This is a genomic window from Bacillus sp. FSL M8-0071 (assembly GCF_037975455.1).
In the GTDB taxonomy this organism is placed as follows: domain Bacteria; phylum Bacillota; class Bacilli; order Bacillales; family Bacillaceae; genus Bacillus; species Bacillus subtilis.
In genome coordinates this window covers 3507292-3531843 of sequence record NZ_CP150256.1, presented here as the reverse complement: position 1 = coordinate 3531843, position 24552 = coordinate 3507292, and the positions used below count along the sequence as shown (strand labels likewise).

The window sequence follows — 24552 nt, the reverse complement described above, 5'->3', positions numbered from 1 at the left end:
TGCGACCAATATAAATAGGAAGATCATTTTACAGGAGAGGGATGAGCGCTGTGAAAAAAATAGCTGTCATTGGAACAGGTTATGTAGGACTCGTATCAGGCACTTGCTTTGCGGAGATCGGCAATAAAGTTGTTTGCTGTGATATCGATGAATCAAAAATCAGAAGTCTGAAAAATGGGGTAATCCCAATCTATGAACCAGGGCTTGCAGACTTAGTTGAAAAAAATGTGCTGGATCAGCGCCTGACCTTTACGAACGATATCCCGTCCGCCATTCGGGCCTCAGATATTATTTATATTGCAGTCGGAACGCCTATGTCCAAAACAGGTGAAGCTGATTTAACGTACGTCAAAGCGGCGGCGAAAACAATCGGTGAGCATCTTAACGGCTACAAAGTGATCGTAAATAAAAGCACAGTCCCGGTTGGAACAGGGAAACTGGTGCAATCTATCGTTCAAAAAGCCTCAAAGGGGAGATACTCATTTGATGTTGTATCTAACCCTGAATTCCTTCGGGAAGGGTCAGCGATTCATGACACGATGAATATGGAGCGTGCCGTGATTGGTTCAACAAGTCATAAAGCGGCTGCCATCATTGAGGAACTTCATCAGCCATTCCATGCTCCTGTCATTAAAACAAACCTAGAAAGTGCAGAAATGATTAAATACGCCGCGAATGCATTTCTGGCGACAAAGATTTCCTTTATCAACGATATCGCAAACATTTGTGAGCGAGTCGGCGCAGACGTTTCAAAAGTTGCTGATGGTGTTGGTCTTGACAGCCGTATCGGCAGAAAGTTCCTTAAAGCGGGTATTGGATTCGGCGGTTCATGTTTTCCAAAGGATACAACCGCGTTGCTTCAAATCGCAAAATCGGCAGGCTATCCATTCAAGCTCATCGAAGCTGTCATTGAAACGAACGAAAAGCAGCGTGTTCATATTGTAGATAAACTTTTGACTGTTATGGGAAGCGTCAAAGGGAGAACCATTTCAGTCCTGGGATTAGCCTTCAAACCGAATACGAACGATGTGAGATCCGCTCCAGCGCTTGATATTATCCCAATGCTGCAGCAGCTGGGCGCCCATGTAAAAGCATACGATCCGATTGCTATTCCTGAAGCTTCAGCGATCCTTGGCGAACAGGTCGAGTATTACACAGATGTGTATGCTGCGATTGAAGACACTGATGCATGCCTGATTTTAACGGATTGGCCGGAAGTAAAAGAAATGGAGCTTGTAAAAGTAAAAAACCTCTTAAAACAGCCAGTCATCATCGACGGCAGAAATTTATTTTCACTTGAAGAGATGCAGGCAGCTGGATACATTTATCACTCTATCGGCCGTCCCGCTGTTCGGGGAACGGAACCCTCTGACAAGTATTTTCCGGGCTTGCCGCTTGAAGAATTGGCTAAAGACTTGGGAAGCGTCAATTTATAAAAAGAAAAAGTGTTACTTGGTTGAAGCTGCCGGCTGCTAGGCTCGGCCGCCGGCTCCTGAAACATCAGGAAAGGGGTTAAACATGTGAGTATCAAACGATCAGCGGTCCATACGCTAGCGTTACTGGCCGTTGCTATATTTGGAGTCGTCCTATTGCTGGGAGCCATCCATAAAGATATAGGTTTCATGCAGATGGCTGTTGTGCTTGCGGTGTTGGCAATTGGCATGTTTTTACTGACGCTTGCAACCGCATTTACAACAAAAGAACGGCTCTTTATGGCTGTAATCTATATTTTGATCGCCTGCACTTTTTTAAATAATGCATTTTTCGCTATTCATCTTGGATTTTTCAGTTTGTTCCTTTACCGGCTTCTGCTCATTGCAGCGGGTTGCCTTCATATTTTCGGCATGGTTCGGAATCGAACCCATATTGAAAGATGGCATGGGCTGCAAGTAAAAGGGATATTGCTCTTTTTCGCCTTTTGGTTTATATATGGCCTTGTTTCTCTGCTGTGGGCCAAGTCGGTAACAGTTGGCCTCAAGTATTTAGCCTTATTGGCAATGGGAATCTTCTTCATTTATCTTATTGTCATGTACGTGCAAAAAATGGAGCGGCTGATGATTGTTTATGCCATTTGGCTGGTGATGACGGTATTTCTGATGATCATTGGTTTTTACAATCATATCACCCACCATCATCTTGCGAGTTCCACATTGTACAGCGGACCGGAGTATAAGCAGCATTATCCGACATCGGTCTTTTTTAATCAAAATGACTTTGCGACCTTTTTATCCATCAGCTTCTTTTTTTACATCACGATGATGAAAAACATTAAGAATGGATACATCAAGGCAATTGGCCTTGTGCTCTCGCTCTGTGCGTTGTATTTAATTTTTGCCACTGGTTCAAGAGCCAGCCTTCTGGGGATTTTTGCAGGTATTGCTGTCTACATCTTCATTGTATTGCCGCCTGTTTTAAAGAAAATGGCTATATGGCTGTCGGCGGCGGGAATTGCTCTTTTCGCAGTTCTTTTCGCCAGCAAAATCTATTCAAAGTTTTGGGAGCTGTTTCTGGCCCCGCAGACGCTGCATTCATTTCATGACAGGCTTCCATCAAATGTGGCTCGGGCAAATCTGCTGAAAAACGCTTGGCATTTTTTCCTTGATTCATACGGATTCGGAGTCGGAGCAGGAAATGTATCCTATTATCTTGAGCATTATGCTGTATATGATACTGACAATGTGGCAGAGGTGCATAACTGGCTTGTTGAAATTCTTGCTAATTTTGGCTTGTTCATCATGCTGGGATATCTGTCCGTTTATGCCTACCTCATATGGGTGCTTTACAAGTTTTATGAAAGAAAATTAGAAAATCAGTCAAAACTGATCACAGAAGGACTTATTACCGCTATGGTCAGTTTCCTGGTATCAAGTATCAGCCCAAGCTCTGTTTCAAATTTATTTTTCCATTGGGTGTTTATGGCGCTCGTCATCGCCGCCGTGAATGTGTTAAGGCGATCCAGACAAATGCCTGAGCCGATGTACAGATAAACAGACTACAAAAAGCAGGGAGACTTATATGAACGATATATTGATAAGAATAGCCCGTCGCATAAAAAAAAATATCATTTGGATCATAGCGGTGCCAATTATATTAGGTGCGGCGGGGTATATCCTGCCGTCACAGATCGCTGATCAAAAGAGCTATACAGCTGAAGATACTTTGGCTGTGGGGAGCTATGATCATCCGGTTTATAACAGCACAGAAGAGATTCCGCTTCTATTAAAGAGCGACTCCTTTTTGAAGGAGGCGCTTCCTGATGAAAAGGATGAAGATGTAGCAGAGATCAAAGAGAAGCTTACAATCAAAACGGAATCCAAATCGTTACTGACTTTAAGCTATAGCGACGAGGATAAGGATAAAACGGAATCTGTCTTAAAAGCCATTTCCTCCACCTTCCTCAAAAACGATCAAAAGCTGTATGCAGAAAGAGAAGCCGTCATCCGCAGCAGCATAGACGCGCTTGAAGGCGAGTCGGTGAGCGAGGATTCCAAAGTGGATAAAGAGAGATTTTTGTATGAGCTCAAAAACACACAGCTTAACCTGAAAGCGGCCAGTATTACTGATTCCGAAACCGTAAGTGAGACAGCAGGCGGGGGAATGTCTCCGAAAAAGAAAGCAGTTCTCGGCGTTATGATTGGCCTTACGATTGCCTTTATGTTCGTTGTCATTCCTGAATTTTTCAGGGAATCCTTTTAAAATCATACGATGGAGATGTGATCATGACCAATTGGAAACCTCTCGTATCTGTCATTACACCTTCCTATAATGCGCGTGATTATATTGAAGACACGGTTCATTCGGTATTAGATCAGAGCCATCCTCATTGGGAAATGATTATCGTGGATGATTGCTCAACGGATGGGACCCGCGACATTTTACAGCAGTATGAAAAAATAGACGAAAGAATTCATGTGGTGTATCTGGAAGAGAACTCCGGAGCTGCGGTTGCTCGCAACAAAGCGTTGGAACGCGCTCAAGGGCGCTACGTAGCATTTTTGGACAGTGATGACAAATGGAAAAAAGACAAACTGGAAAAGCAGCTTGAGTTTATGATGGAGCGCTCCTGTGCGTTTTCTTTCACGGGCTACAGCTTAATGGCGCAGGACGGGACCCCACTCGATAAATTTATTCATGCGCCGGAAAGCCTGACGTACGATGACGCCCTGAAAAATACAATTATCGGCTGCTTGACGGTGATGATTGACAGGGAGCAAACGGGACAGATCCAAATGCCGAATATCAGAACGAGACAGGACTTAGCCACATGGCTGTCTCTTTTAAAAAAAGGATTTACTGCCTATGGAATGAATGAATGCCTGGCTGAATATCGGCTTGTCAATAACTCAATTTCCAGCAACAAATGGAAGGCTGCGAAAAAAACGTGGTTTGTCTACAGGGAGATCGAACGGCTTCATTTTATGAAAGCAACATGGTGTTTTGTTCAATATGCAAAAAACGCGGTGAAAAAAAGATTATAGCCGCAAACAGAGAGAAAAGGTGATGAAGGTGGAAACAAAAGAAGCAATCATTCATGTCATCGTTGCCACTGCTGAATGGGGAAAAGACCAATTGAGATACAGAAGGCACCGGCTGGCAGAGTTTTTAGCTGCTCAGGAGGAAACGAAGGAAGTTATTTGGGTATGTCCGGCTCCGCGTGCCCAAGGGAAAGAATTTCAAGAAGTCCATTCTGGCATCAGGCAATTCGCTGTCAAAGACCTGCTGCAGAAAAAAATGTTTCGTTTCGGACGATATACAGATGTCTTTTACAGACATAAGCTCTCCCCATTACTCGATGAGCTTACACCTGCTTCTGCAAACGGTGAACGCTGCTGTTTATGGTACACGTTTCCGGGATTCCCGCTGCTGTCTTCGCTGTATCCTTGGGATCAGGTTATTTATGACTGCAGTGACTTATGGGCGGCGCCGATCAGCGGCCGATCAAATCTGCTGTCTGAATTCCGGCGAAAACTGATTAAATCGGCAGAGCTGAGAATTATACAACGAGCAGATTCAATAACCTGTTCATCAGATTATCTTCACAAGGAAGTAGACAAAAAACTGACTGCAGGACGAGAAAAGGTTCATACTGTGGAAAACGGTGTGGAGTATGAGCTATTTTCTGCAAATAAACAAGCTCCCGATCGCAGTATACTGCAGGGGAGAGAAGGAACAGTGTTAGGTTTTATCGGCGGAATTAAACCGAAGCTCGATTTTAAAATGATTGAAGAAGCCGCCCTGCAAAAGCCTGATTGGACATTTTTATGGGTTGGCCCGGATGCCACCAATGGTGACGTTTCGTTTCAAGAGCTGCTGAGGCTTCCAAATGTCATATGGACCGGCCCGGCAGATCCGAAAGAAGTTCCGCATTTTATGGAGCTTATCGACATTGGCATCATGCCTTATAAAAAATCATCGTATAATCAAGCTGTGTTTCCGCTGAAACTATTTGAATTTTTAGCGGCAGGAAAACCTGTCGTCGGCTCTAATCTTCCGTCAACCTTAAAAATGCAAAAGCCGTATGTATACGAATATGTAGAAGGTGATCATCCAATTGATTTTATAGCAGCTTGTGAAAAAGTTCTCGGACAAAACGGAGACGAAACCTATAAAGAAATGCGCCGAAACATCGCTCGCACACAAGATTGGAATTGCTTATTTAGACAAATTATGAAATATACAGGGATTCAAAAACATGCGTAGTCCTATAAATTGGGATGCGCGTTTTTTGATTATACGTGTTTCTTTTTGATGAAGCTTGTTATAATAACTAAGGAGAAGGTATAATGGAAGGAACGGTTCTCTATATAAATAAAGACTTCATTTAATTCCAAAGGAGACTTCTTTATGCTTGACGAACGCATGATTCGCATTGTTGTTGCGTTTATTGTCTCGCTGCTGACAGTTTTAATCATAACCCCAATCGTAAAAAGGATTGCGATTAAAATAGGTGCAGTTGACCAGCCCAGCAATCGAAAAGTACATGACAAAATCATGCCCCGCATGGGCGGGCTGGCCATATTTATCGGGGTGGTTGCAGGCGTGCTTGCATCCGGTATTTACACAGAAACAAGGATGACGGCAATTACAGTCGGAGCATTCATCATTATTGTGTTAGGTATTCTTGACGATAAATATCAATTAAGTGCAAAAGTTAAGTTTTTGATTCAATTAGGTGTAGCCATTATGATTGTAAGCACTGGCTTAAAAATGGACTTTTTCTCAGTACCTTTTTTAACAGAACGGTTTGAGTTAGGATGGATGGCTTATCCGCTGACGGTATTATGGATTGTCGGCATCACGAACGCAATTAACCTGATTGATGGATTGGATGGCCTTGCTGCCGGTCTTTCTGTTATCGGCCTGTCAACGATCGCTGTCATGGCGCTATCCGGCGGAAAAGTGCTCATTCTGTCACTCTCATTAGTCGTTATTGCCAGCACGCTGGGGTTTTTGTTTTACAACTTCCATCCGGCAAAAATCTTTATGGGAGATACGGGATCACTGTTTTTAGGGTATAGTATTTCGATTCTTTCATTATTAGGCCTGTATAAAAGTGTCACATTGTTCAGTATCGTTATCCCGATTATTATATTAGGCGTACCGATTTTTGATACAACTTTTGCTATCATCAGGAGAATATTAAACAAACAGCCGATTTCAGCGCCTGATAAGTCGCATATTCACCATAGACTGATGGCCTTTGGCCTTTCACATCGGATGTCGGTCTTAGTTATTTATTTAATTGGATTTATTTTCAGTATCAGTGCGATTGTACTTAAAAGTGCCACAATTTGGCTTTCTTTGTTTATTATCTTCATTTTGATTATTTTTATGCAAATCATAGCAGAAGTGACAGGACTCGTGAATGAAAAATTTAAGCCGTTTACAAAGTTTTATAAACGGCTGGTGAAAAGGAATTAAAAACTCCGGCTTATGTGCCGGAGTTTTTTTCTGCGCAAAAATGCCCGATCTTTAAAAGGACCGGGCATTTTTTAATAGGATGAATCAGTTGTTGAATTCGTTGTACTGTTGTTTGAGCTTGTGCTGCTGTCATTCGAATAGCTGCTTCCGCTCGTCGTCCCGTCAGTTGTTGTGCCAGTGCTGCCAGAACTGCTTGAGCTGTCAGTCCCGTCTGTTGAACTTTCGGTACCGAAAGTGCCAGTGCTTGTATCAGGAGTATAATCTAAATGCTCTTGAAGCGTTTTTCTTACTTTCTCAAGATTTGTAGCATCAGGTTCAAAGTAATATGTGTTGTTAGGCCCTAAATACAAATCAGAACCTGTAATGCTCAATGTGTCGATTTTTTTGCTGGTAAAGCCGCTGTAAATCTGCTGAAGCGCTAAACCTTCAGTAATGCGAATATTGGTTTCAACGTTTTCGCTGGCTTTTTCTGCGATTTTATCAATTTTAGCAATGTTGCTTGCACTTGACATTCGGTCAATCAGCGCGTTTAAGATTTGTTTTTGTCTGTCATTACGGCCAAAGTCTCCACGTTTATCCTGTTTTCTCATCCGGGCATATGCTAAGGCTTCTTCGCCGTTCAAATGCATCTCGCCTTTTTTGAAGTAAATCCGTTTGCTTTCGTCTACATCACTTTTTTCATCGAAATCGAAAGGCACGTCAACATCAATACCGCCGACTTCATTAATCACATCTTTAAATCCGTCAAAATCAACTGTGACATATTTATCAATCGGGATTTGCAAGAAGTTTTCAACAGTTTCAACTGTCTCATCTTTACCGCCTTTGCTGTAAGCGGCATTAATCTTCGTCTTGCTTCCCGTTGTGTCACCAGCTAATTGCACACGTGTGTCACGCGGAATGCTCAGCATTTTCATGGTTTTATTTTTGGGATCCAGGGTAACAACAATAAGAGAGTCTGATCTCCCTTTTTGTCCTTTAGTCGCGTAATCCTCTATTCCCATAAATAAAATAGAAAACGGTTTTTTCTTCATGTCGACAACTTCGTTGCGAAGATTTGATTTATTCCCGCGGGATAGGGCATCGTACGATTCATCCGCAGCGTTAATGGTTTTATAAAGTTTATACCCGCCAAGCCCCACAACTACTAATAATGCGAGGACGAACAATAACATTATTCTTTTTATAATTTTCCTGCGTTTGCTCTTTTTCTTTTTTCGCACACGCACTCTAACGCGTTCAGCCATTATTCAGTCTCCTTTATGTGATTGACGGCTTTTTCAAGATACGTCAACTCTCCCTCTTTAATATCACTCTTTCCATTTGTCAGTTCTGTCATCCATTCAGAAAAAGCGTTGGTTTCTTTTTCTTCCACGTATGTTTCGAATTCAACATTTTCTGAATAATGGATTTCCTTTAACAGAAATTGTGACTCCCTTAATTCATTTTCAATCTTGCCAAGCCATGTGTAATCTGCAGAAGTATGCATGATTCGCATAAGCTTCCGTTCTACAACACCTATATGATTTAATCCTTCAGACACTGATTTCCCATAAGCGCGAATTAATCCGCCAGCACCAAGCTTAATGCCTCCGAAGTAGCGTGTAACGACGGCGCAAGTATCCTTCAGCCTGCGTTTTTTTAAAACCTCGAGCATCGGCACTCCCGCTGTACCGCTTGGTTCCCCGTCATCATTGGCTTTTTGGATATGATCATTCTCGCCAATAACATAAGCCGAGCAATTATGAGTCGCATTCCAGTGCTGTTTCTTTATTTTCTGTATAAATTCCTGTGCCTCTTGTTCGGTAGAAACACGGCTTAAATGACAGATAAAACGCGATTTTTCTATAACAATCTCGTGTTCTCCTGCTTCTTTCACAGTAAAATAGCTGTGCAGCATGCTAGCTGACCCTCCTGCTAAGCATAAAAGACTGCCTATACAAATTCGTACAGTCTTTAGAATTTTTGTGCGTATTTTGGTATCATAAAGAGTAGATAGTATATAAAAATGTTTTTTTCTAGAATATACGCATTCTTTCATTATAATTCGACATAATTTGCAGATCAATTACATTTATAATAAAAATATATGACAACGCCGTGACGGAGGGAAATTATGAATAAAACAAAGATGGATTCCAAAGTGCTGGATTCTATTTTGATGAAGATGCTGAAAACCGTTGACGGGAGCAAGGACGAGGTTTTTCAAATCGGGGAGCAGTCACGCCAGCAGTATGAACAGCTGGTTGAAGAACTGAAACAAATTAAACAGCAGGTGTATGAAGTGATCGAGCTTGGCGATAAACTTGAAGTGCAAACCCGCCATGCGAGAAACCGTTTATCCGAGGTCAGCCGTAATTTTCATAGATTCAGTGAAGAGGAAATCCGCAATGCTTATGAAAAAGCCCATAAGCTGCAGGTAGAATTGACGATGATCCAGCAGCGTGAGAAGCAATTGCGCGAACGGCGGGACGATTTGGAGCGCAGATTGCTAGGGCTTCAGGAAATCATTGAGCGGTCAGAATCATTAGTAAGCCAAATTACAGTTGTGCTCAACTACTTGAATCAGGATTTGCGCGAAGTTGGACTGCTTCTTGCTGATGCTCAGGCAAAACAGGATTTCGGCTTAAGAATTATTGAGGCGCAGGAAGAAGAGCGAAAAAGAGTCTCAAGAGAAATCCATGACGGACCCGCTCAAATGCTGGCGAATGTTATGATGAGATCGGAATTAATCGAGCGGATTTTCCGTGACCGGGGCGCAGAGGACGGATTCCAAGAAATTAAAAATCTACGCCAAAATGTTCGGAATGCCCTTTACGAAGTGAGAAGGATTATATATGATTTAAGACCGATGGCCCTTGATGACCTAGGCCTGATTCCAACTTTAAGAAAATATCTATATACAACCGAGGAATATAACGGGAAGGTCAAAATACATTTTCAGTGCATTGGAGAAACAGAGGATCAGAGGCTAGCGCCTCAGTTTGAGGTTGCGCTCTTCAGGCTCGCACAGGAAGCTGTGTCTAATGCGCTAAAGCATTCTGAATCTGAAGAAATTACAGTCAAAGTTGAGATCACAAAGGATTTTGTGATTTTAATGATAAAAGATAACGGTAAAGGGTTCGACCTGAAGGAAGCGAAAGAGAAGAAAAACAAATCATTCGGCTTGCTGGGCATGAAAGAAAGAGTAGATTTATTGGAAGGAACGATGACAATAGATTCGAAAATAGGTCTTGGGACATTTATTATGATTAAGGTTCCGTTATCTCTTTGACTATGATTTGTAAAATAGAGCCAAAAGGCATATTGACCGAATGCTAGAGTATATAGAACAATAATACAAGGAGGCGTGGCTTGTGACTAAAGTAAACATTGTTATTATCGACGACCATCAGTTATTTCGTGAAGGTGTTAAACGGATATTGGATTTTGAACCTACCTTTGAAGTGGTAGCCGAAGGTGATGACGGGGACGAAGCGGCTCGTATTGTTGAGCACTATCATCCTGATGTTGTGATCATGGATATCAATATGCCAAACGTAAATGGTGTGGAAGCTACAAAACAGCTTGTAGAGCTGTATCCTGAATCTAAAGTAATTATTCTATCAATTCACGATGACGAAAATTATGTAACACATGCCCTGAAAACAGGTGCAAGAGGTTATCTGCTGAAAGAGATGGATGCTGATACATTAATTGAAGCGGTTAAAGTAGTGGCTGAGGGCGGATCTTACCTCCATCCGAAGGTTACTCACAACCTCGTTAACGAATTCCGCCGCCTTGCAACAAGCGGAGTTTCTGCACACCCTCAACATGAGGTTTACCCTGAAATCCGCAGACCATTACATATTTTAACTAGGCGGGAATGTGAAGTGCTGCAGATGCTTGCAGACGGAAAAAGCAACCGCGGTATTGGTGAATCATTGTTTATCAGTGAGAAAACCGTTAAAAACCATGTCAGCAATATTTTACAAAAAATGAATGTAAACGACCGGACGCAAGCCGTTGTGGTCGCCATTAAAAATGGCTGGGTAGAAATGAGATAGTATAATAGGAGACTTGCCTTTTACTAGGCAGGTCTTTTTTTAGGCTGCCGTTTCCCTTACAATAGAGTTATAAAGCAATAAGGCAGGTATCGAAGCTATGAATATTGCAGTCGTAACAGACAGCACGGCATATATTCCGAAAGAAATGCGTGAACAACATCAGATACATATGATCCCTCTCCAGGTTGTTTTTGGGGAGGAGACTTACCGTGAAGAAATTGAGTTGGGCTGGAAAAGCTTTTACGAAGAAGTGAAAAAACATAATGAGCTCCCGACGACTTCTCAGCCGCCCATCGGCGAGCTGGTTGCGTTGTATGAAGAGCTTGGCAAGTCTTATGATGCGGTTATCAGTATCCATCTTTCCAGCGGGATCAGCGGAACATTCAGCAGTGCAGCAGCGGCTGATTCGATGGTCGACAATATTGATGTGTATCCATTTGACTCAGAGATCAGCTGCTTGGCTCAAGGCTTTTATGCCCTTAAAGCTGCTGAATTAATCAAAAACGGAGCATCATCGCCGGAAGATATTATAAAAGAACTGGAAGAAATGAAAAAAACAGTTCGAGCTTATTTTATGGTAGATGACTTAGCTCATCTTCAGCGCGGCGGGCGATTAAGCAGCGCCCAAGCCTTCATTGGTAGTCTTCTAAAGGTAAAGCCTATCCTTCATTTTGACAATAAGGTAATTGTGCCTTTTGAGAAGATTCGCACACGTAAAAAAGCAATTTCGCGAATTTATGAGCTTTTAGACGAAGATGCGAGTAAGGGGTTGCCTATGCGAGCTGCTGTTATCCACGCTAATCGAGAGGAAGAAGCAGCGAAAATCATTGAAGAGCTTTCTGCAAAATATCCTCATGTTGAATTTTATAACAGCTATTTTGGCGCGGTAATCGGCACTCATTTGGGTGAAGGTGCCTTAGGAATTTGCTGGTGTTTTAAATAATGTAAAATCTCCGTTTTTAGAGCGGAGATTTTTTTATATTCTTATTTTAATAGTTGGACAGAAAATATTCATTCAGGCATACTGTCTCGAAAGGAGGCGGTGCTATGTGAATGTGCCAGTTGAAAAAAACAGTTCCTTTTCAAAAGAATTGCAGCAGACGCTTCGAAGCCGTCATTTGCTCAGGACTGAGCTCTCATTTTCCGATGAGATGATTGAATGGCATATCAAGAATGGATATATCACTGCTGAAAATTCTATATCCATAAATAAACGGAGATATAGATGTAATAGGTGCGGACAAACTGATCAGCGGTATTTTTCTTTTTATCACTCATCTGGAAAGAATAAGCTGTATTGCCGTTCCTGTGTCATGATGGGCAGAGTGAGTGAGGAGGTTCCTTTATATTCATGGGAAGAGGAAAATGAACCAAACTGGCAGTCAATTAAACTGACATGGGACGGCAAGCTTTCAAGCGGACAACAAAAAGCCGCCAATGTTTTAATTGAAGCAATATCAAAAAAAGAAGAGCTCCTCATCTGGGCGGTTTGCGGCGCTGGCAAAACAGAAATGCTGTTTCCTGGTATAGAATCAGCGTTAAATCAAGGACTGCGTGTATGTATTGCAACACCTCGCACCGATGTTGTATTAGAGCTTGTTCCAAGGCTCAAGGCTGCCTTTCAGGGTGCTGACATTTCAGCGCTTTACGGAGGAAGCGATGACAAAGGGCGGCTATCGCCGCTTATGATTTCCACTACGCATCAGCTTTTGCGATATAAAGATGCAATCGATGTTATGATCATTGATGAAGTTGACGCTTTTCCATATCCTGCTGATCAAACCCTTCAATTCGCTGTTCAAAAAGCAAGAAAGAAAAACAGCACCCTCGTTTATTTAAGTGCAACACCTCCTAAAGAATTAAAAAGAAAAGCACTGAACGGACAGTTACATTCAGTTCGCATCCCCGCAAGACACCACCGGAAACCTTTACCCGAACCGCGCTTTGTATGGTGTGGAAACTGGAAGAAGAAATTAAACCGAAATAAAATTCCGCCAGCGGTGAAAAGATGGATAGAGTTTCATATAAAAGAAGGGAGGCCTGTTTTTTTATTCGTTCCTTCCGTTTCTATTCTGGAAAAGGCTGCTGCGTGCTTTAGAGGTGTTCATTGCCGAACCGCATCTGTGCACGCGGAAGACAAGCATAGAAAGGAGAAAGTGCAGCAATTCAGAGATGGTCAGCTCGATTTATTAATCACAACAACAATACTGGAAAGAGGCGTCACAGTCCCCAAGGTGCAAACGGGTGTACTAGGAGCGGAATCGTCTATCTTTACGGAAAGCGCACTTGTTCAAATTGCAGGAAGAACCGGCCGGCATAAAGAATATGCGGACGGCGATGTCATTTACTTTCACTTCGGCAAAACAAAGAGTATGCTCGATGCAAGAAAGCATATAAAAGAAATGAATGAATTGGCAGCAAAAGTTGAATGTACAGACTAGCCATTATTTGAAAACGTGGTACAGTATACTCATATAACCGATGATGAGGAGCTGTAAAAATGCTTGTCAATTCAAAAGAAATCGTAATGAAAGAACTGCTCGACCGATATATGGACCAGCTTCATATGGCCTGTACTTGCCAAGTATGCCAAAACGATGTATTGGCACTTTCTTTAAACAAAGTGAGTCCATCCTACGTTACTGATCTTAAAAAGATCGCATATACGAAAGCTGAGCTGGTAGATAAACAAAAAAACACAGCAATGCTTGTCATTTTGGCTGAATCTGTTGCAGTAGTTTCAGAGAGTCCAAGCGATTTATGTCAAACGAAGCAGGAGGAGGCATTCATAAACTGATCTGTTTATTATGTGATTCGCAATTTTCTCAAGATGTTACATGGAGAGCCCTTTTTTTACTAAAGCCTGATGAAAAGGTTTGTTATTCTTGCAGAAGCAAATTAAAGAAAATCACAGGACATATCTGCCCCCTGTGCGGCAGACCTCAATCTGTTCATGCCGTATGCAGGGATTGCGAGGTGTGGAGAACAAGGATCAGAGACAGTTTGCTATTGCGTCAAAACCGTTCAGTTTACACATATAATGATATGATGAAAGAAGCGCTCTCCCGTTTTAAATTTAGAGGAGATGCAGAAATCATAAATGCATTTAAAAGTGATTTTTCTTCAACCTTTTCTAAGGTTTACCCCGATAAGCATTTTGTTCTTGTACCTATTCCGCTGAGCAAGGAACGGGAAGAAGAGCGCGGTTTTAACCAGGCACAGCTCTTGGCAGAATGTTTAGACCGGCCTTCCCACCATCCCCTCATTCGCCTGAATAATGAGAAACAGTCAAAGAAAAAGAAAACAGAACGCCTGCTATCAGAGCGCATTTTTGATACAAAAAATAATTCAGCAGCAGGTATGAATATCATTTTAATAGACGATCTTTATACAACAGGCGCCACCTTGCACTTCGCAGCCCGCTGCTTATTAGAAAAAGGAAAAGCCGCTTCAGTGTCATCTTTTACCTTGATCAGAAGCTAAATGATTCTGTTTTTATGCCGATATAATCACTAGAAATTGACACAGGCATATTATCTAATAAGGAGAAAAAAAGATGGGAGAACTGGCTAATTGTCCGAAATGCAATGCTTTATTTTTAAAAACAAAGCTGCAAACTGTATGTCAGGCGTGTATTAAGGAAGAAGAAAAATCATTTGAGACTGTCTATAAATTTTTAAGAAAACAGGAAAACCGGCAATCAACTTTGAGCCGGATAACTGAGGAAACAGGTGTGGAAGAAGAGCTGATATTGAAATTCATCAGGCAGAAGCGAATTCAGATCACTCATCTTCCTAATTTGGCATACCCTTGTGAAAGGTGCGGGACATCGATTAGAGAAGGCAAGTTCTGCAAGGCTTGCCAGTCCGATATTAAGGATCAAATGGATCATTTGAACCACGAGGATGCTCTGAAAATCGAGAAAGAAAATAGTAAAAAAGACACATACTATGCCTATAATACCAAAAACAGCTGATTCCCTAAACTAACTGAAAACGCAGTCGATAAAAGGGTTAAGATTGTTTAAAGACTGCAACGGAAAGCGAGAGGAATCCTATGAAAATCAATCAATTTGGAACACAATCCGTTAATCCATATCAAAAAAATTATGATAAGCAAGCGGTGCAAAAAACTGCTGCACAGCCTCAAGATAAAATTGAAATTTCATCACAGGCTAAAGAAATGCAACATGCATCCGACGCAGTCACTGGTTCACGACAGGAAAAAATTGCGCAGCTTAAAGCGCAAATTGAAAATGGGTCATACAAAGTAGACGCAAATCATATCGCGAAAAATATGATTAATTTTTATAAAAAGCAATAAAAAAGGAGAAAGCCCATGTCAGCGAAGGCAATTATTGAACATTTGAAGCGACTTTGCGTTCTGCATGAGCACCTGCTCACGCTGTCTGAAGAAAAGACGGAAGCGCTCAAAGCCGGCAAAACAAAAGAGCTTTCTAACATTTTGACAAAAGAGCAAAAATATATTCAAGCAATCACGCAGACAGAAGATGACCGGATCAAAACAACTTCGGCCTTTCTCGGATATAGCGAAAATAATACTATTTCCGTATGTATCGCCAAAACCTCAGGCAGTGAAAAGGAAGAGCTGGAACAACTATACGAATCTCTTTCTCAAGTTCTCGGACGTCTGAAAAAGGTAAATGAGATGAATAGGCAGCTGACAAGAGACGCGCTGCAATTCATCTCTATTTCGTACGATATGCTGGTTCCTAAGGAAAATAACTTCAATTACAGCAAATCAATTAAAGCTGAGCTGCCGAAAAGCAGCCAAATGAAATTGTTTGATTCAAAAGCTTAGCAGAAAGGAATTCAGAAAATGACATCTACCTTTATGGGGCTTGAAACTGCAAGGCGGGCGTTAAGCGCTCAGCAGGCAGCTTTAAGCACTACTGCAAATAACGTGGCAAATGCCAATACTGATGGTTATACAAGGCAGCGGGTCTCATTGGAGGCAACGGACTATTTCCCTGCTGTATCTAAAAACGCAGAAAAAACAGCGGGACAAATGGGTACGGGCGTTCAAGGAAAATCAGTTGAGAGAATAAGAGATATCTTTCTTGACTACCAATACCGTCTTCAAAACAACAGTGCCGGATACTATGACACGAAGGCCAAAGCGCTGTCCCAAATGGAAGGCGTTTTAAATGAAACGGATGACAGCGGCTTGAACAGTGTGCTCAATTCGTTTTGGAATTCCCTGCAGGAATTATCGAATAATACAAATGAAGAAAGTGCACGTTCTGTTGTTGCTCGAAAAGGACAAGCTGTAGCTGAAACGTTTAATTATATTTCTGAATCACTTACAAATGTCCAATCGAATTTAAAAGCAGAGCTAAATACAACTGTGTTGGATGTCAATTCTCTGCTTTCTCAGTTAAACAGTTTAAATAAGCAAATTGCACAAGTAGAGCCGGTCGGGCTTCTTCCGAATGGCTTATATGACCAGCGAGATTTGCTGATCGATAAATTATCCTCAATGGTTGATATCAAAGTCAGCTACAACAAATCAGGCGGGAATGCACTTGCATCTGCTGAAGGAACTGTATCAATTGAAATCCTTGATAAAAATAAACAGTCGCTAGGAACTGTTTTGGACGGTAAAAATTACGAGGTTTCAGAACTTGCAGCCAACTATGATAATGAAACTGGGTTAGTATCAAGTATTTCAATCGGGGATACAGCTGTGCAGGCGGAGTCCTTTAGCAGCAAGGGATCCCTTTTAGGATTTATAGAGTCTTATGGGTATATAACAGCAGATGGCCAAGAAAAGGGAGTATACCCGGAAATGCTTTCTGATCTTGACAATATGGCGCTTGAATTCGCGAAAGCTTTCAATGAAGTGCACAGAAATGGTGTGACCAAGAGCGGTGAACAAGGCGGAGACTTTTTTGATTTTACTGGCGGTGAAACTGAACCTGCCAAGGGCGCGGCGGGCAAGATCAAAGTGGCTGACAGCATAATAGATTCAAAAGGCGCAAACATTGCTTTCTCACTGACTGGTGCAGCCAACGATAACGCAAATGCTACAAAATTAGCAAATGTTTTAACCGGTAAAATAACCATTAACGGTAAAGAAACTAGTGTTTTAGATTATTATGCGGGTCTGATTGGCGAGCTAGGGATCGAAGCTCAAGAGGCTAATCGACTGGCGTCTAATACAGAAACACAGCTAAATGATGCTGACATAAACCGTCAGCAAATGAGCGCAGTTTCTTTAGACGAAGAAATGACGAATATGATTCAATTTCAACACGCATACAATGCAGCTGCAAGAATGGTGACTTTACAAGATGAATTACTTGATAAAGTGATCAACGGCATGGGTGTTGGAGGAAGGTAGGTAGAGTCACATGAGAGTAACACAAGGCATGATACAGCAAAACTCACTGAGATATATCGGTTCGAGCTACTCGAAGCTGGATAAACTCCAGTCGCAGATTTCTTCAGGGAAAAAAATCTCAAAAGCTTCCGACGATCCTGTAGTAGCAATGAAAAGCTTAAAGTATAATACGCAACTGTCTCAAGTGCAGCAGTACAAAAGCAATGCTTCTCAAGCCTTTACCTGGCTCGAAAACACAGAAACAAACATTACAGAAGGAATTGACATCCTGTCAAAGGTCAGAGAATTAGCGGTTGAAGCTCAAAATGATACAAACGGCGAGTCGGAGCGGCAAGCGATTGGCGTAGAGGTAAAGCAGTTAAAGGAACAGCTTTTAAATATTGCGAATACACAAGTGAACGGCAGATATATCTTTAATGGCACAAATTCAGATAAGCCTCCGGTTACAGATAACGGAGACGGAACTTATACAATTTCTGATACAGCTGATGTCGTAGTCAATATATCAAATAATATGTCATTGAAAGTGAATTCAGATCCAAAGTCAGCTTTTGGAGGCACTTCTGAAAGCGGGCAGAATGTATTTGAAATGCTTGATTCTTTTGAGAAAGCACTAAATTCTGGTTCGCTAGATGGCATGGACAGTGTTTTAGATGATATTGATCATTTTTCTGACGGCATGAGCGCTGAACGATCTGATCTTGGAGCGAGATATAATCGTCTTGAACTGGTTAATACAAGACTGTCAGCGCAAGAAGAAACAGCTACCAAAGTGTTATCAGACAATGAAGATGTAGAACTGGAAGAAGTAATAACTGAATTTATTGCGCAGCAAAGTGTGCACAGGGCTACTCTGGCCGTTAATGCGCAAATTGTTCAGCCTACATTGATTGACTTTTTAAAGTAAGCGGCTCTTAGGAGTTCGCTTTTTTTATAGTTCAGGAGGTAGAGTGATGCAGATTCCCAGATTGATTATGCATAGTGTTCAAGGAAAAATTGGTTTAACAACGACGCCTGCCAGCTTAAAAATGGAGCAGCCTCAAGCTGATCTAGAGATCGAACAGCCGAGTGCGGAAATGGAAATATCGGTGACACCTGGAAAACTCACGATTGACCAGACACAAGCATGGGAAGAATTAGACAGAAAGCATGTTTTCAAGAGAATTGAAGAAGCCGCACAACAAGGGCATGAGGATGTAATGGAGGGAATAGCGCGTACTGCAGAAGAAGGCGACGAGCTTATGAGGATTGAAAATAAGGGGAACCCAATCGCTTCACAAGCAAGGAGGAACTCTGAAATGCACCAAATTCAATTAGGCGAAAATTATGCTCCTTCTCTATCTAGGGTGAAAATACAATATACTCCGTCACAGCTTGATGTTCAGATTACGCCGCGAAAGCCTGTTATTCAGGCTGAGCCGCATAAGCCAATTGTTGAATATACGCCAGGAAATGTTAAGGTTGACATGCTCCAATACCCTGATTTAAATATAGATGTAGAATACCCGAAAGAATCACCCGAAAAGTAAAAAGAAAAGGATCGTGAACAATGATCATTCATACGAAGTACCATGGCCAAATGAACATAAAAGAAGAACAAATCATTCTTTTTGAAAGCGGGATTCCAGGCTTTTTAGAAGAAAAACAATTTGTCATACTTCCGCTTTCAGAAGACTCTCCATTCGTGGCACTGCAGTCCGTCACTTCAGAAAATCTTGCGTTTATCGTCGTAAGTCCGTTTATCTTTTTTAAGAATTATGAATTTGATCTTGATGAATCAACTGCTGAACTTTTGGATATCGATAATATTCAAGACGTAGAAGTCATGACAATATTGACTATGGCAGAGCCATTTGAAAAGTCTACTGCGAATTTATTGGCTCCCATTATTGTGAATCGCAAGAACATGATGGCTAAGCAAGTCGTTTTACACGACTCCTCATATACGACAAAGCATCCGATTGGAGGAGAATCATGCTAGTTTTATCGCGGAAAATAAGCGAAGCGATTCAAATAGGTGCTGATATTGAAGTAAAAGTGATTGCGGTTGAGGGGGATCAAGTGAAGCTTGGAATTGACGCCCCAAAGCATATTGATATTCACAGGAAAGAAATTTATTTGACCATTCAGGAAGAAAATAACCGTGCAGCAGCGTTATCCAGCGATGTGATCTCCGCATTATCCTCACAAAAAAAGTGAGGATTTTTTTATTTTTGTATTAACAAAATCAGAGACAATCCGATATTAATGATGTAGCCGGGAGAGGGCAAAAATGGCTCCGCCGATTACAAAATTGAGGCACAAGGACGTGCCTAAACAACATATTCAGGGAGGAAATAAAAATGAGAATTAACCACAATATTGCAGCGCTTAACACACTGAACCGTTTGTCTTCAAACAACGGTGCAGCACAAAAGAATATGGAGAAACTTTCTTCAGGTCTTCGTATCAACCGTGCGGGAGATGACGCAGCAGGTCTTGCGATCTCTGAAAAAATGAGAGGACAAATCAGAGGTCTTGATATGGCTTCTAAAAACTCTCAAGACGGAATCTCTCTTATCCAAACAGCTGAGGGTGCATTGACTGAAACTCATGCCATCCTTCAACGTATGCGTGAACTTACTGTTCAAGCTGGTAACACAGGTACACAGCAACCTGAAGATTTAACTGCAATTAAAGATGAAATGGATGCTTTAACTGAAGAGATCGATGGTATCTCTCAACGTACTGAATTTAACGGAAAAAAACTTTTAGACGGTAGTGTAACAGCAGGATTTACATTCCAAATTGGTGCAAATGCTACCCAAAATATTAATGTTACAATTGGCAACATGGATGCAACAACTTTAGGAGTAAAAGGGATCGATGTTTCATCAGCTACTTTTAGTTTTGACACTGAGATCGCGAAAATCGATACTGCAATTACTAGCGTTTCAAGCCAACGTTCAAAACTTGGTGCGGTACAAAACCGCTTAGAGCACACAATTAACAACCTTAGTGCTTCTTCTGAAAATTTAACAGCTGCTGAGTCTCGTATCCGTGACGTTGACATGGCGAAAGAAATGAGCGAGTTCACAAAGAACAACATTCTTTCTCAAGCTTCTCAAGCAATGCTTGCTCAAGCGAACCAACAGCCGCAAAACGTGCTTCAATTGTTACGTTAATTTTAGAGAGGACCTTGGCGTTGCCAAGGTCTTTTATTTATATTTCTAACTCCGAATCATTCCACTTGCTGTTATTAAATCATGATATAATAACCGGATTCTCCACTTACTTTTTATAAACGTATTTCCAAACTAAGAAATCTAAAACGGATGAGATTTTTTCCAAAAATATGTGTAATCTTATCTCGATTTAGTCGATATAAACGATAGATTGGGGCATAGGGGATGATCAATTGAACATTGAAAGGCTCACTACGTTACAACCTGTTTGGGATCGTTATGATACTCAAATACATAATCAGAAGGATCATGAGAGTGAGGTTCCTGTTCATCAAGTTTCATATACCGACCTTGCTGAAATGGTAGAGGGAATGAACAAGTTTTTGGAACCTTCGCAAGTTCATCTGAAGTTTGAGCTCCATGAGAAGTTAAATGAATACTATGTAAAAGTAATAGAGGACTCTACAAATGAAGTGATCCGTGAAATTCCGCCAAGGCGGTGGCTAGATTTTTATGCAGCTATGACTGAATTTCTTGGGTTATTTGTAGATGAAAAAAAGTAGATTAGGAGTGGTTTGAAATGGTCACGAGAATAACAGGTCTGGCGTCAGGAATGGATATAGATGATATTGTATCAAAGCTGATGCAGACAGAAAGAGCACCGCTTAATAAGCTAACACAAAAAAAGCAGACTCTTGAATGGCAGCGTGATAGCTATCGTGAAGTAAACTCGAAAATAAAAGAATTCCAAGATTATATGTCTAATAATAAGCTGACATATCCGAGTACGTTTCAGAGTAAAACCGTATCAAGCTCAAACGAATCTGTGTTAACTGCTACAGGAACTGCAAGTGCAGCAAACTCTTCATCTACTATTGAAGTAGCAAGTTTGGCAACTGCTGCGACATATAAGGCAAACAATTATACAGGATACACACAGGGCGATTATAATTTGGCATTTAACGTTGTTGCGCCTGGTGAGACAGCCGCAAAAACAGTGAACATTAGTGTGACGAGCGCTGATACGATTGATAATGTGATTTCTAAACTTAACAGCTCAGATCTAGGAGTATCAGCTTTTAAAGATAAAATTTGGAATGGTACAGAGTATGTGGAAACCATTGCGTTTTCTTCTAAAGCAACAGGTGCAGGAGGCAGTATACAAGCAGCAGACTCTGCTACAGCAGATTTTATGTCTGGCCAGCTAGGTTTTTCTTTGGACACTGATAATAAGATTACTGCTTACAAAGAAGGAACGAATGCAAAAGTCACCATCAACGGCTTTGAAATGGAGAAGCTGTCAAACAACTTCACAGTGAATGGCGTTACTTATTCGATCAAAAATACAACTGCAGCCACAGGCCCTGTTACCACATCTGTATCTACTGATGTTGACGGGATTTACAACCAAATTAAAGAGTTTGTGAATAAATACAATGAACTGGTAGACAGCCTGAATGAAAAGTTGAAAGAAGAAAAATACAGAGACTATGCGCCGCTGACGAGTGAACAAAAAGAAGCCATGTCCGATAAAGAGATAGAACTCTGGGAAGAGAAGGCAAAAAGCGGTTTGCTGAAAAATGATACCAGCATAAGCACTGGTACGAATCAAATGCGGACTGATTTTTATTCTCAAGTTAGTGCGGATGGAAAAACCTATCAATTAACTGAATTTGGCATCACAACGTCTGGTGCTTACCAAATGCGAGGACATCTAGAAATTAATGAAGACAAACTGAAAGCTAAAATACAAGAAGATCCGCAAAGTGTTGCCGCCTTATTTACAAGCGGGTCGAACAGCAGTGCTTATAGTGATAAAGGGATTATGAAACGTATCGGTGACACACTGAAAAGTACGGTGAAAAGCATTGAAGCAAAAGCCGGTAACTCGACAATGGGAACCAATGACTACTCAATCGGTAAAAATTTAAACACGATCAGCACTGATATCACCAAAATGCAGGACCGGTTGACCACAATAGAAAACCGCTATTATACAAAATTCAGTGCAATGGATTCTGCGATTCAAAAAATGAACGAACAATCGTCCTATTTATCACAGCTTCTAGCACAATAAATGTAATTTGGAGGATGACACATGGCGATCCAAAATCCTTATACAGCCTATCAGCAAAATTCAGTGAATACGGCTACACCCGGTGAGCTGACGCTTATGCTGTATAATGGCTGTTTGAAATTTATAAGACTTGCCGCTCAGGCCATTGAGAATGATGATATGGAACGTAAAAATGAAAATCTGATTAAAGCGCAAAATATTATTCAGGAATTAAATTTTACACTTAACCGTAACATAGAGCTTTCCGCTTCTATGGGTGCGATGTACGATTATATGTATCGCAGATTGGTACAGGCAAATATCAAAAATGATACGGGCATGCTGGCTGAGGTTGAAGGTTATGTAACAGATTTTCGCGATGCTTGGAAACAAGCCATTCAAAGTGAGCGGAAGGACCGGCACGGATCAGGCGGGATCGCATGAATAATATAGATCAACTATACACTGAGACGAAGAGTATGCTGTCACACATACAAAATACGCCGGAAAGCGATGAACTTTTAAAGCAAATTGAAGACTTTGTGGCTACACGGTCTGAACGGATTCAGGAGATATCTCTGCCGCTTTCAGAAGAAGAGCGAAAGCAGATGAAACTTATTTTGACATGGGATCAGCTGATTGTGAAGGAAATGGAAAGACTGAAGCAGTCAATCGCAACAGAACTTCAGCAGATGAAAAGAAAACGTGTGATGCATACGACGTATTTAAACCCTTATAACAACATTACGATTGACGGCACATATTATGACAAGCGTAAATAGGTGAGTGCCTTGAAGAGCATTGAAGATTATACGCTTTTATCAGCTTATTATCATCTTCTTTTTACCATCGAAGAGGGGTTGTGTTATTTGATAGAGGCTGAAGAGAATTTATCAAAAACAGAAGGGGATCGGATCTACCAAGATCTGATCCAAGCCTTTTTTTATTTGGATTCAACACATTCAACACTTCTCTTCATTATGGATTCGCGGTGTGCTGAAATTTGTGTGAAAGCATTTGACCAAATTTTTGCGGAGTTTGATCAATTGGTCTCTTACTCTTTTCCCTCTCATGAGTTCTGTGAGTATTTAAAGGAACATTTTCTGATTCATTATAGAAAATGGATGCTGTCTATTCATCAATGTATGGAACCCTTTTTAATCAATTAGGCGTGTGTGAGGTATTTGTTTCGTTCAATCAGCATATACATATACCTCCGAACCGCCAATAACAGAGCAAATACAAACAAAATTCGACAAAGTTCACTGAATTTTCACAAAAGATTTATGTTTCAGCAGGAATTGTAAAGGGTAAAAGAGAAATAGATACATATCCTTAATAAAAGGGAGGCGTTCTTTGATGAACTATAACATCAGAGGAGAAAATATTGAAGTGACACCCGCGTTAAAGGATCATGTCGAGAGGAAGATCGGCAAGCTGGAGCGCTATTTTGACCATAGCGTGGATGCTGATGTGAACGTCAACTTGAAGTTTTACAATGACAAGGAGTCTAAGGTTGAGGTTACGATTCCGATGACAGATCTGGCGCTTCGGTCCGAGGTGCATAACGAGGATATGTACAACGCAATTGATCTCGCAACAAACAAACTGGAACGTCAAATCCGTAAGCATAAAACGAAAGTAAACCGTAAATTCCGTGAGCAGGGCTCTCCAAAATATTTATTGGCAAACGGTCTTGGCTCTGATACAGATATTGCGGTTCAGGATGACATAGAAGAGGAGGAGAGCTTGGACATCGTCCGTCAGAAACGCTTTAATTTAAAGCCGATGGATAGTGAAGAAGCGATCTTGCAAATGAATATGCTCGGCCATAATTTCTTTGTTTTCACAAATGCGGAAACAAACCTTACAAATGTCGTGTACCGCAGAAATGACGGGAAGTATGGCTTAATTGAACCGACTGAATAATGAAGAGAAGCCTTCCGTGATGTCCGCGGAAGGTTTTTGTTTTTCTTATTTGCAAATTCTTTGGAAATAACAA

General features: G+C 41.2%; 29 protein-coding genes. 27 read left to right on the top strand and 2 right to left on the bottom strand.

Annotation, left to right across the window (positions count from 1 at the left end):
* Nucleotides 1-50 precede the first annotated feature (50 nt).
* The 6 genes from tuaD (at nt 51) to MKX71_RS18250 (ending at nt 6921) form a co-directional block, all read left to right on the top strand.
* The gene (gene tuaD, locus MKX71_RS18275) at nt 51-1436 is read left to right on the top strand and encodes a UDP-glucose 6-dehydrogenase TuaD (RefSeq protein WP_074794403.1); all 1386 of its coding nucleotides are present in this window, start codon (nt 51-53) and stop codon (nt 1434-1436) included.
* Between the two features lie 84 nt (nt 1437-1520).
* Nucleotides 1521-2987, top strand: coding sequence for a teichuronic acid biosynthesis protein TuaE (tuaE, locus tag MKX71_RS18270; protein ID WP_339231462.1), 1467 nt, complete (start codon nt 1521-1523; stop codon nt 2985-2987).
* A gap of 28 nt (nt 2988-3015) precedes the next feature.
* The gene (locus MKX71_RS18265; protein ID WP_029318784.1) at nt 3016-3696 is read left to right on the top strand and encodes a Wzz/FepE/Etk N-terminal domain-containing protein; all 681 of its coding nucleotides are present in this window, start codon (nt 3016-3018) and stop codon (nt 3694-3696) included.
* Nucleotides 3697-3719: 23 nt separating this feature from the next.
* Nucleotides 3720-4478 carry a glycosyltransferase family 2 protein gene (locus MKX71_RS18260; RefSeq protein ID WP_003242619.1) on the top strand — a complete coding sequence of 253 codons (759 nt, stop codon included), beginning with the start codon at nt 3720-3722 and terminating at the stop codon, nt 4476-4478.
* A gap of 28 nt (nt 4479-4506) precedes the next feature.
* Complete coding sequence (locus tag MKX71_RS18255) at nt 4507-5700, top strand: glycosyltransferase family 1 protein (protein WP_144482990.1); 1194 nt, start codon at nt 4507-4509, stop codon at nt 5698-5700.
* A gap of 144 nt (nt 5701-5844) precedes the next feature.
* Nucleotides 5845-6921: an MraY family glycosyltransferase gene (locus tag MKX71_RS18250; RefSeq protein WP_003227975.1), complete on the top strand. Its 1077-nt coding sequence runs from the start codon at nt 5845-5847 to the stop codon at nt 6919-6921.
* A gap of 71 nt (nt 6922-6992) precedes the next feature.
* Here the strand turns inward: MKX71_RS18250 and tagV are convergent, their stop codons facing one another.
* Together tagV and MKX71_RS18240 are read right to left on the bottom strand one after the other, a co-directional pair.
* Complete coding sequence (tagV, locus tag MKX71_RS18245) at nt 6993-8168, bottom strand: polyisoprenyl-teichoic acid--peptidoglycan teichoic acid transferase TagV (RefSeq protein WP_161476660.1); 1176 nt, start codon at nt 8166-8168, stop codon at nt 6993-6995.
* On the bottom strand, nt 8168-8821 hold the full coding sequence (locus tag MKX71_RS18240; protein WP_003227979.1) for a YigZ family protein: 654 nt from the start codon (nt 8819-8821) through the stop codon (nt 8168-8170). Before MKX71_RS18240 ends, tagV begins: the two co-directional genes overlap by 1 nt.
* Nucleotides 8822-9037: 216 nt before the next feature.
* Here MKX71_RS18240 and degS point away from each other — a divergent pair, with 216 nt between their 5' ends.
* The 21 genes from degS (at nt 9038) to hpf (ending at nt 24479) form a co-directional block, all read left to right on the top strand.
* The gene (degS, locus tag MKX71_RS18235; protein WP_003227983.1) at nt 9038-10195 is read left to right on the top strand and encodes a two-component sensor histidine kinase DegS; all 1158 of its coding nucleotides are present in this window, start codon (nt 9038-9040) and stop codon (nt 10193-10195) included.
* Between the two features lie 82 nt (nt 10196-10277).
* On the top strand, nt 10278-10967 hold the full coding sequence (degU, locus tag MKX71_RS18230) for a two-component system response regulator DegU (protein ID WP_003219701.1): 690 nt from the start codon (nt 10278-10280) through the stop codon (nt 10965-10967).
* Nucleotides 10968-11064: 97 nt separating this feature from the next.
* Nucleotides 11065-11910, top strand: coding sequence for a DegV family protein (locus MKX71_RS18225; protein ID WP_128738295.1), 846 nt, complete (start codon nt 11065-11067; stop codon nt 11908-11910).
* A gap of 106 nt (nt 11911-12016) precedes the next feature.
* On the top strand, nt 12017-13408 hold the full coding sequence (gene comFA, locus MKX71_RS18220; RefSeq protein WP_339231460.1) for an ATP-dependent helicase ComFA: 1392 nt from the start codon (nt 12017-12019) through the stop codon (nt 13406-13408).
* A gap of 59 nt (nt 13409-13467) precedes the next feature.
* On the top strand, nt 13468-13764 hold the full coding sequence (gene comFB, locus MKX71_RS18215) for a late competence protein ComFB (RefSeq protein WP_339231459.1): 297 nt from the start codon (nt 13468-13470) through the stop codon (nt 13762-13764).
* Entirely contained in the window at nt 13728-14450 is a 723-nt protein-coding gene (gene comFC, locus MKX71_RS18210; protein WP_029725992.1) for a comF operon protein ComFC, read from the top strand. Before comFB ends, comFC begins: the two co-directional genes overlap by 37 nt.
* Nucleotides 14451-14523: 73 nt before the next feature.
* On the top strand, nt 14524-14943 hold the full coding sequence (locus tag MKX71_RS18205) for a TIGR03826 family flagellar region protein (protein ID WP_003227995.1): 420 nt from the start codon (nt 14524-14526) through the stop codon (nt 14941-14943).
* 80 nt (nt 14944-15023) lie between these two features.
* Entirely contained in the window at nt 15024-15290 is a 267-nt protein-coding gene (gene flgM / locus MKX71_RS18200; RefSeq protein WP_014478128.1) for a flagellar biosynthesis anti-sigma factor FlgM, read from the top strand.
* Nucleotides 15291-15305: 15 nt separating this feature from the next.
* On the top strand, nt 15306-15788 hold the full coding sequence (gene flgN / locus MKX71_RS18195; RefSeq protein ID WP_339231458.1) for a flagellar protein FlgN: 483 nt from the start codon (nt 15306-15308) through the stop codon (nt 15786-15788).
* Between the two features lie 18 nt (nt 15789-15806).
* Nucleotides 15807-17330, top strand: coding sequence for a flagellar hook-associated protein FlgK (flgK, locus tag MKX71_RS18190; protein WP_003228001.1), 1524 nt, complete (start codon nt 15807-15809; stop codon nt 17328-17330).
* 10 nt (nt 17331-17340) lie between these two features.
* Nucleotides 17341-18237, top strand: coding sequence for a flagellar hook-associated protein FlgL (gene flgL / locus MKX71_RS18185; RefSeq protein WP_015714797.1), 897 nt, complete (start codon nt 17341-17343; stop codon nt 18235-18237).
* 46 nt (nt 18238-18283) lie between these two features.
* Complete coding sequence (locus MKX71_RS18180; RefSeq protein WP_015384781.1) at nt 18284-18859, top strand: DUF6470 family protein; 576 nt, start codon at nt 18284-18286, stop codon at nt 18857-18859.
* A gap of 20 nt (nt 18860-18879) precedes the next feature.
* Nucleotides 18880-19311 (top strand): flagellar assembly protein FliW, encoded by a 432-nt coding sequence (gene fliW / locus MKX71_RS18175; RefSeq protein WP_003228007.1) that lies wholly within the window; start codon nt 18880-18882, stop codon nt 19309-19311.
* Nucleotides 19305-19529 (top strand): carbon storage regulator CsrA, encoded by a 225-nt coding sequence (csrA, locus tag MKX71_RS18170; protein WP_033884178.1) that lies wholly within the window; start codon nt 19305-19307, stop codon nt 19527-19529. Before fliW ends, csrA begins: the two co-directional genes overlap by 7 nt.
* A gap of 143 nt (nt 19530-19672) precedes the next feature.
* Nucleotides 19673-20494 carry a flagellin Hag gene (hag, locus tag MKX71_RS18165; protein WP_029725988.1) on the top strand — a complete coding sequence of 274 codons (822 nt, stop codon included), beginning with the start codon at nt 19673-19675 and terminating at the stop codon, nt 20492-20494.
* A 233-nt stretch (nt 20495-20727) separates the two neighbouring features.
* Nucleotides 20728-21057, top strand: a complete 330-nt coding sequence (gene flaG / locus MKX71_RS18160; protein WP_029318316.1) for a flagellar protein FlaG — start codon at nt 20728-20730, stop codon at nt 21055-21057.
* Between the two features lie 17 nt (nt 21058-21074).
* Nucleotides 21075-22571, top strand: a complete 1497-nt coding sequence (locus MKX71_RS18155; protein ID WP_029318317.1) for a flagellar hook-associated protein 2 — start codon at nt 21075-21077, stop codon at nt 22569-22571.
* Nucleotides 22572-22592: 21 nt separating this feature from the next.
* The gene (gene fliS, locus MKX71_RS18150; RefSeq protein ID WP_003243747.1) at nt 22593-22994 is read left to right on the top strand and encodes a flagellar export chaperone FliS; all 402 of its coding nucleotides are present in this window, start codon (nt 22593-22595) and stop codon (nt 22992-22994) included.
* On the top strand, nt 22991-23332 hold the full coding sequence (fliT, locus tag MKX71_RS18145) for a flagella biosynthesis regulatory protein FliT (protein ID WP_106073353.1): 342 nt from the start codon (nt 22991-22993) through the stop codon (nt 23330-23332). The genes fliS and fliT overlap by 4 nt, the downstream gene beginning before the upstream one ends.
* Before the next feature lie 9 nt (nt 23333-23341).
* The gene (locus MKX71_RS18140) at nt 23342-23719 is read left to right on the top strand and encodes a hypothetical protein (RefSeq protein ID WP_101172230.1); all 378 of its coding nucleotides are present in this window, start codon (nt 23342-23344) and stop codon (nt 23717-23719) included.
* 190 nt (nt 23720-23909) lie between these two features.
* A complete protein-coding gene (gene hpf, locus MKX71_RS18135) occupies nt 23910-24479 on the top strand; it encodes a ribosome hibernation promotion factor (protein ID WP_003228031.1) in 570 nt (189 codons plus the stop codon).
* Nucleotides 24480-24552 lie beyond the last annotated feature (73 nt).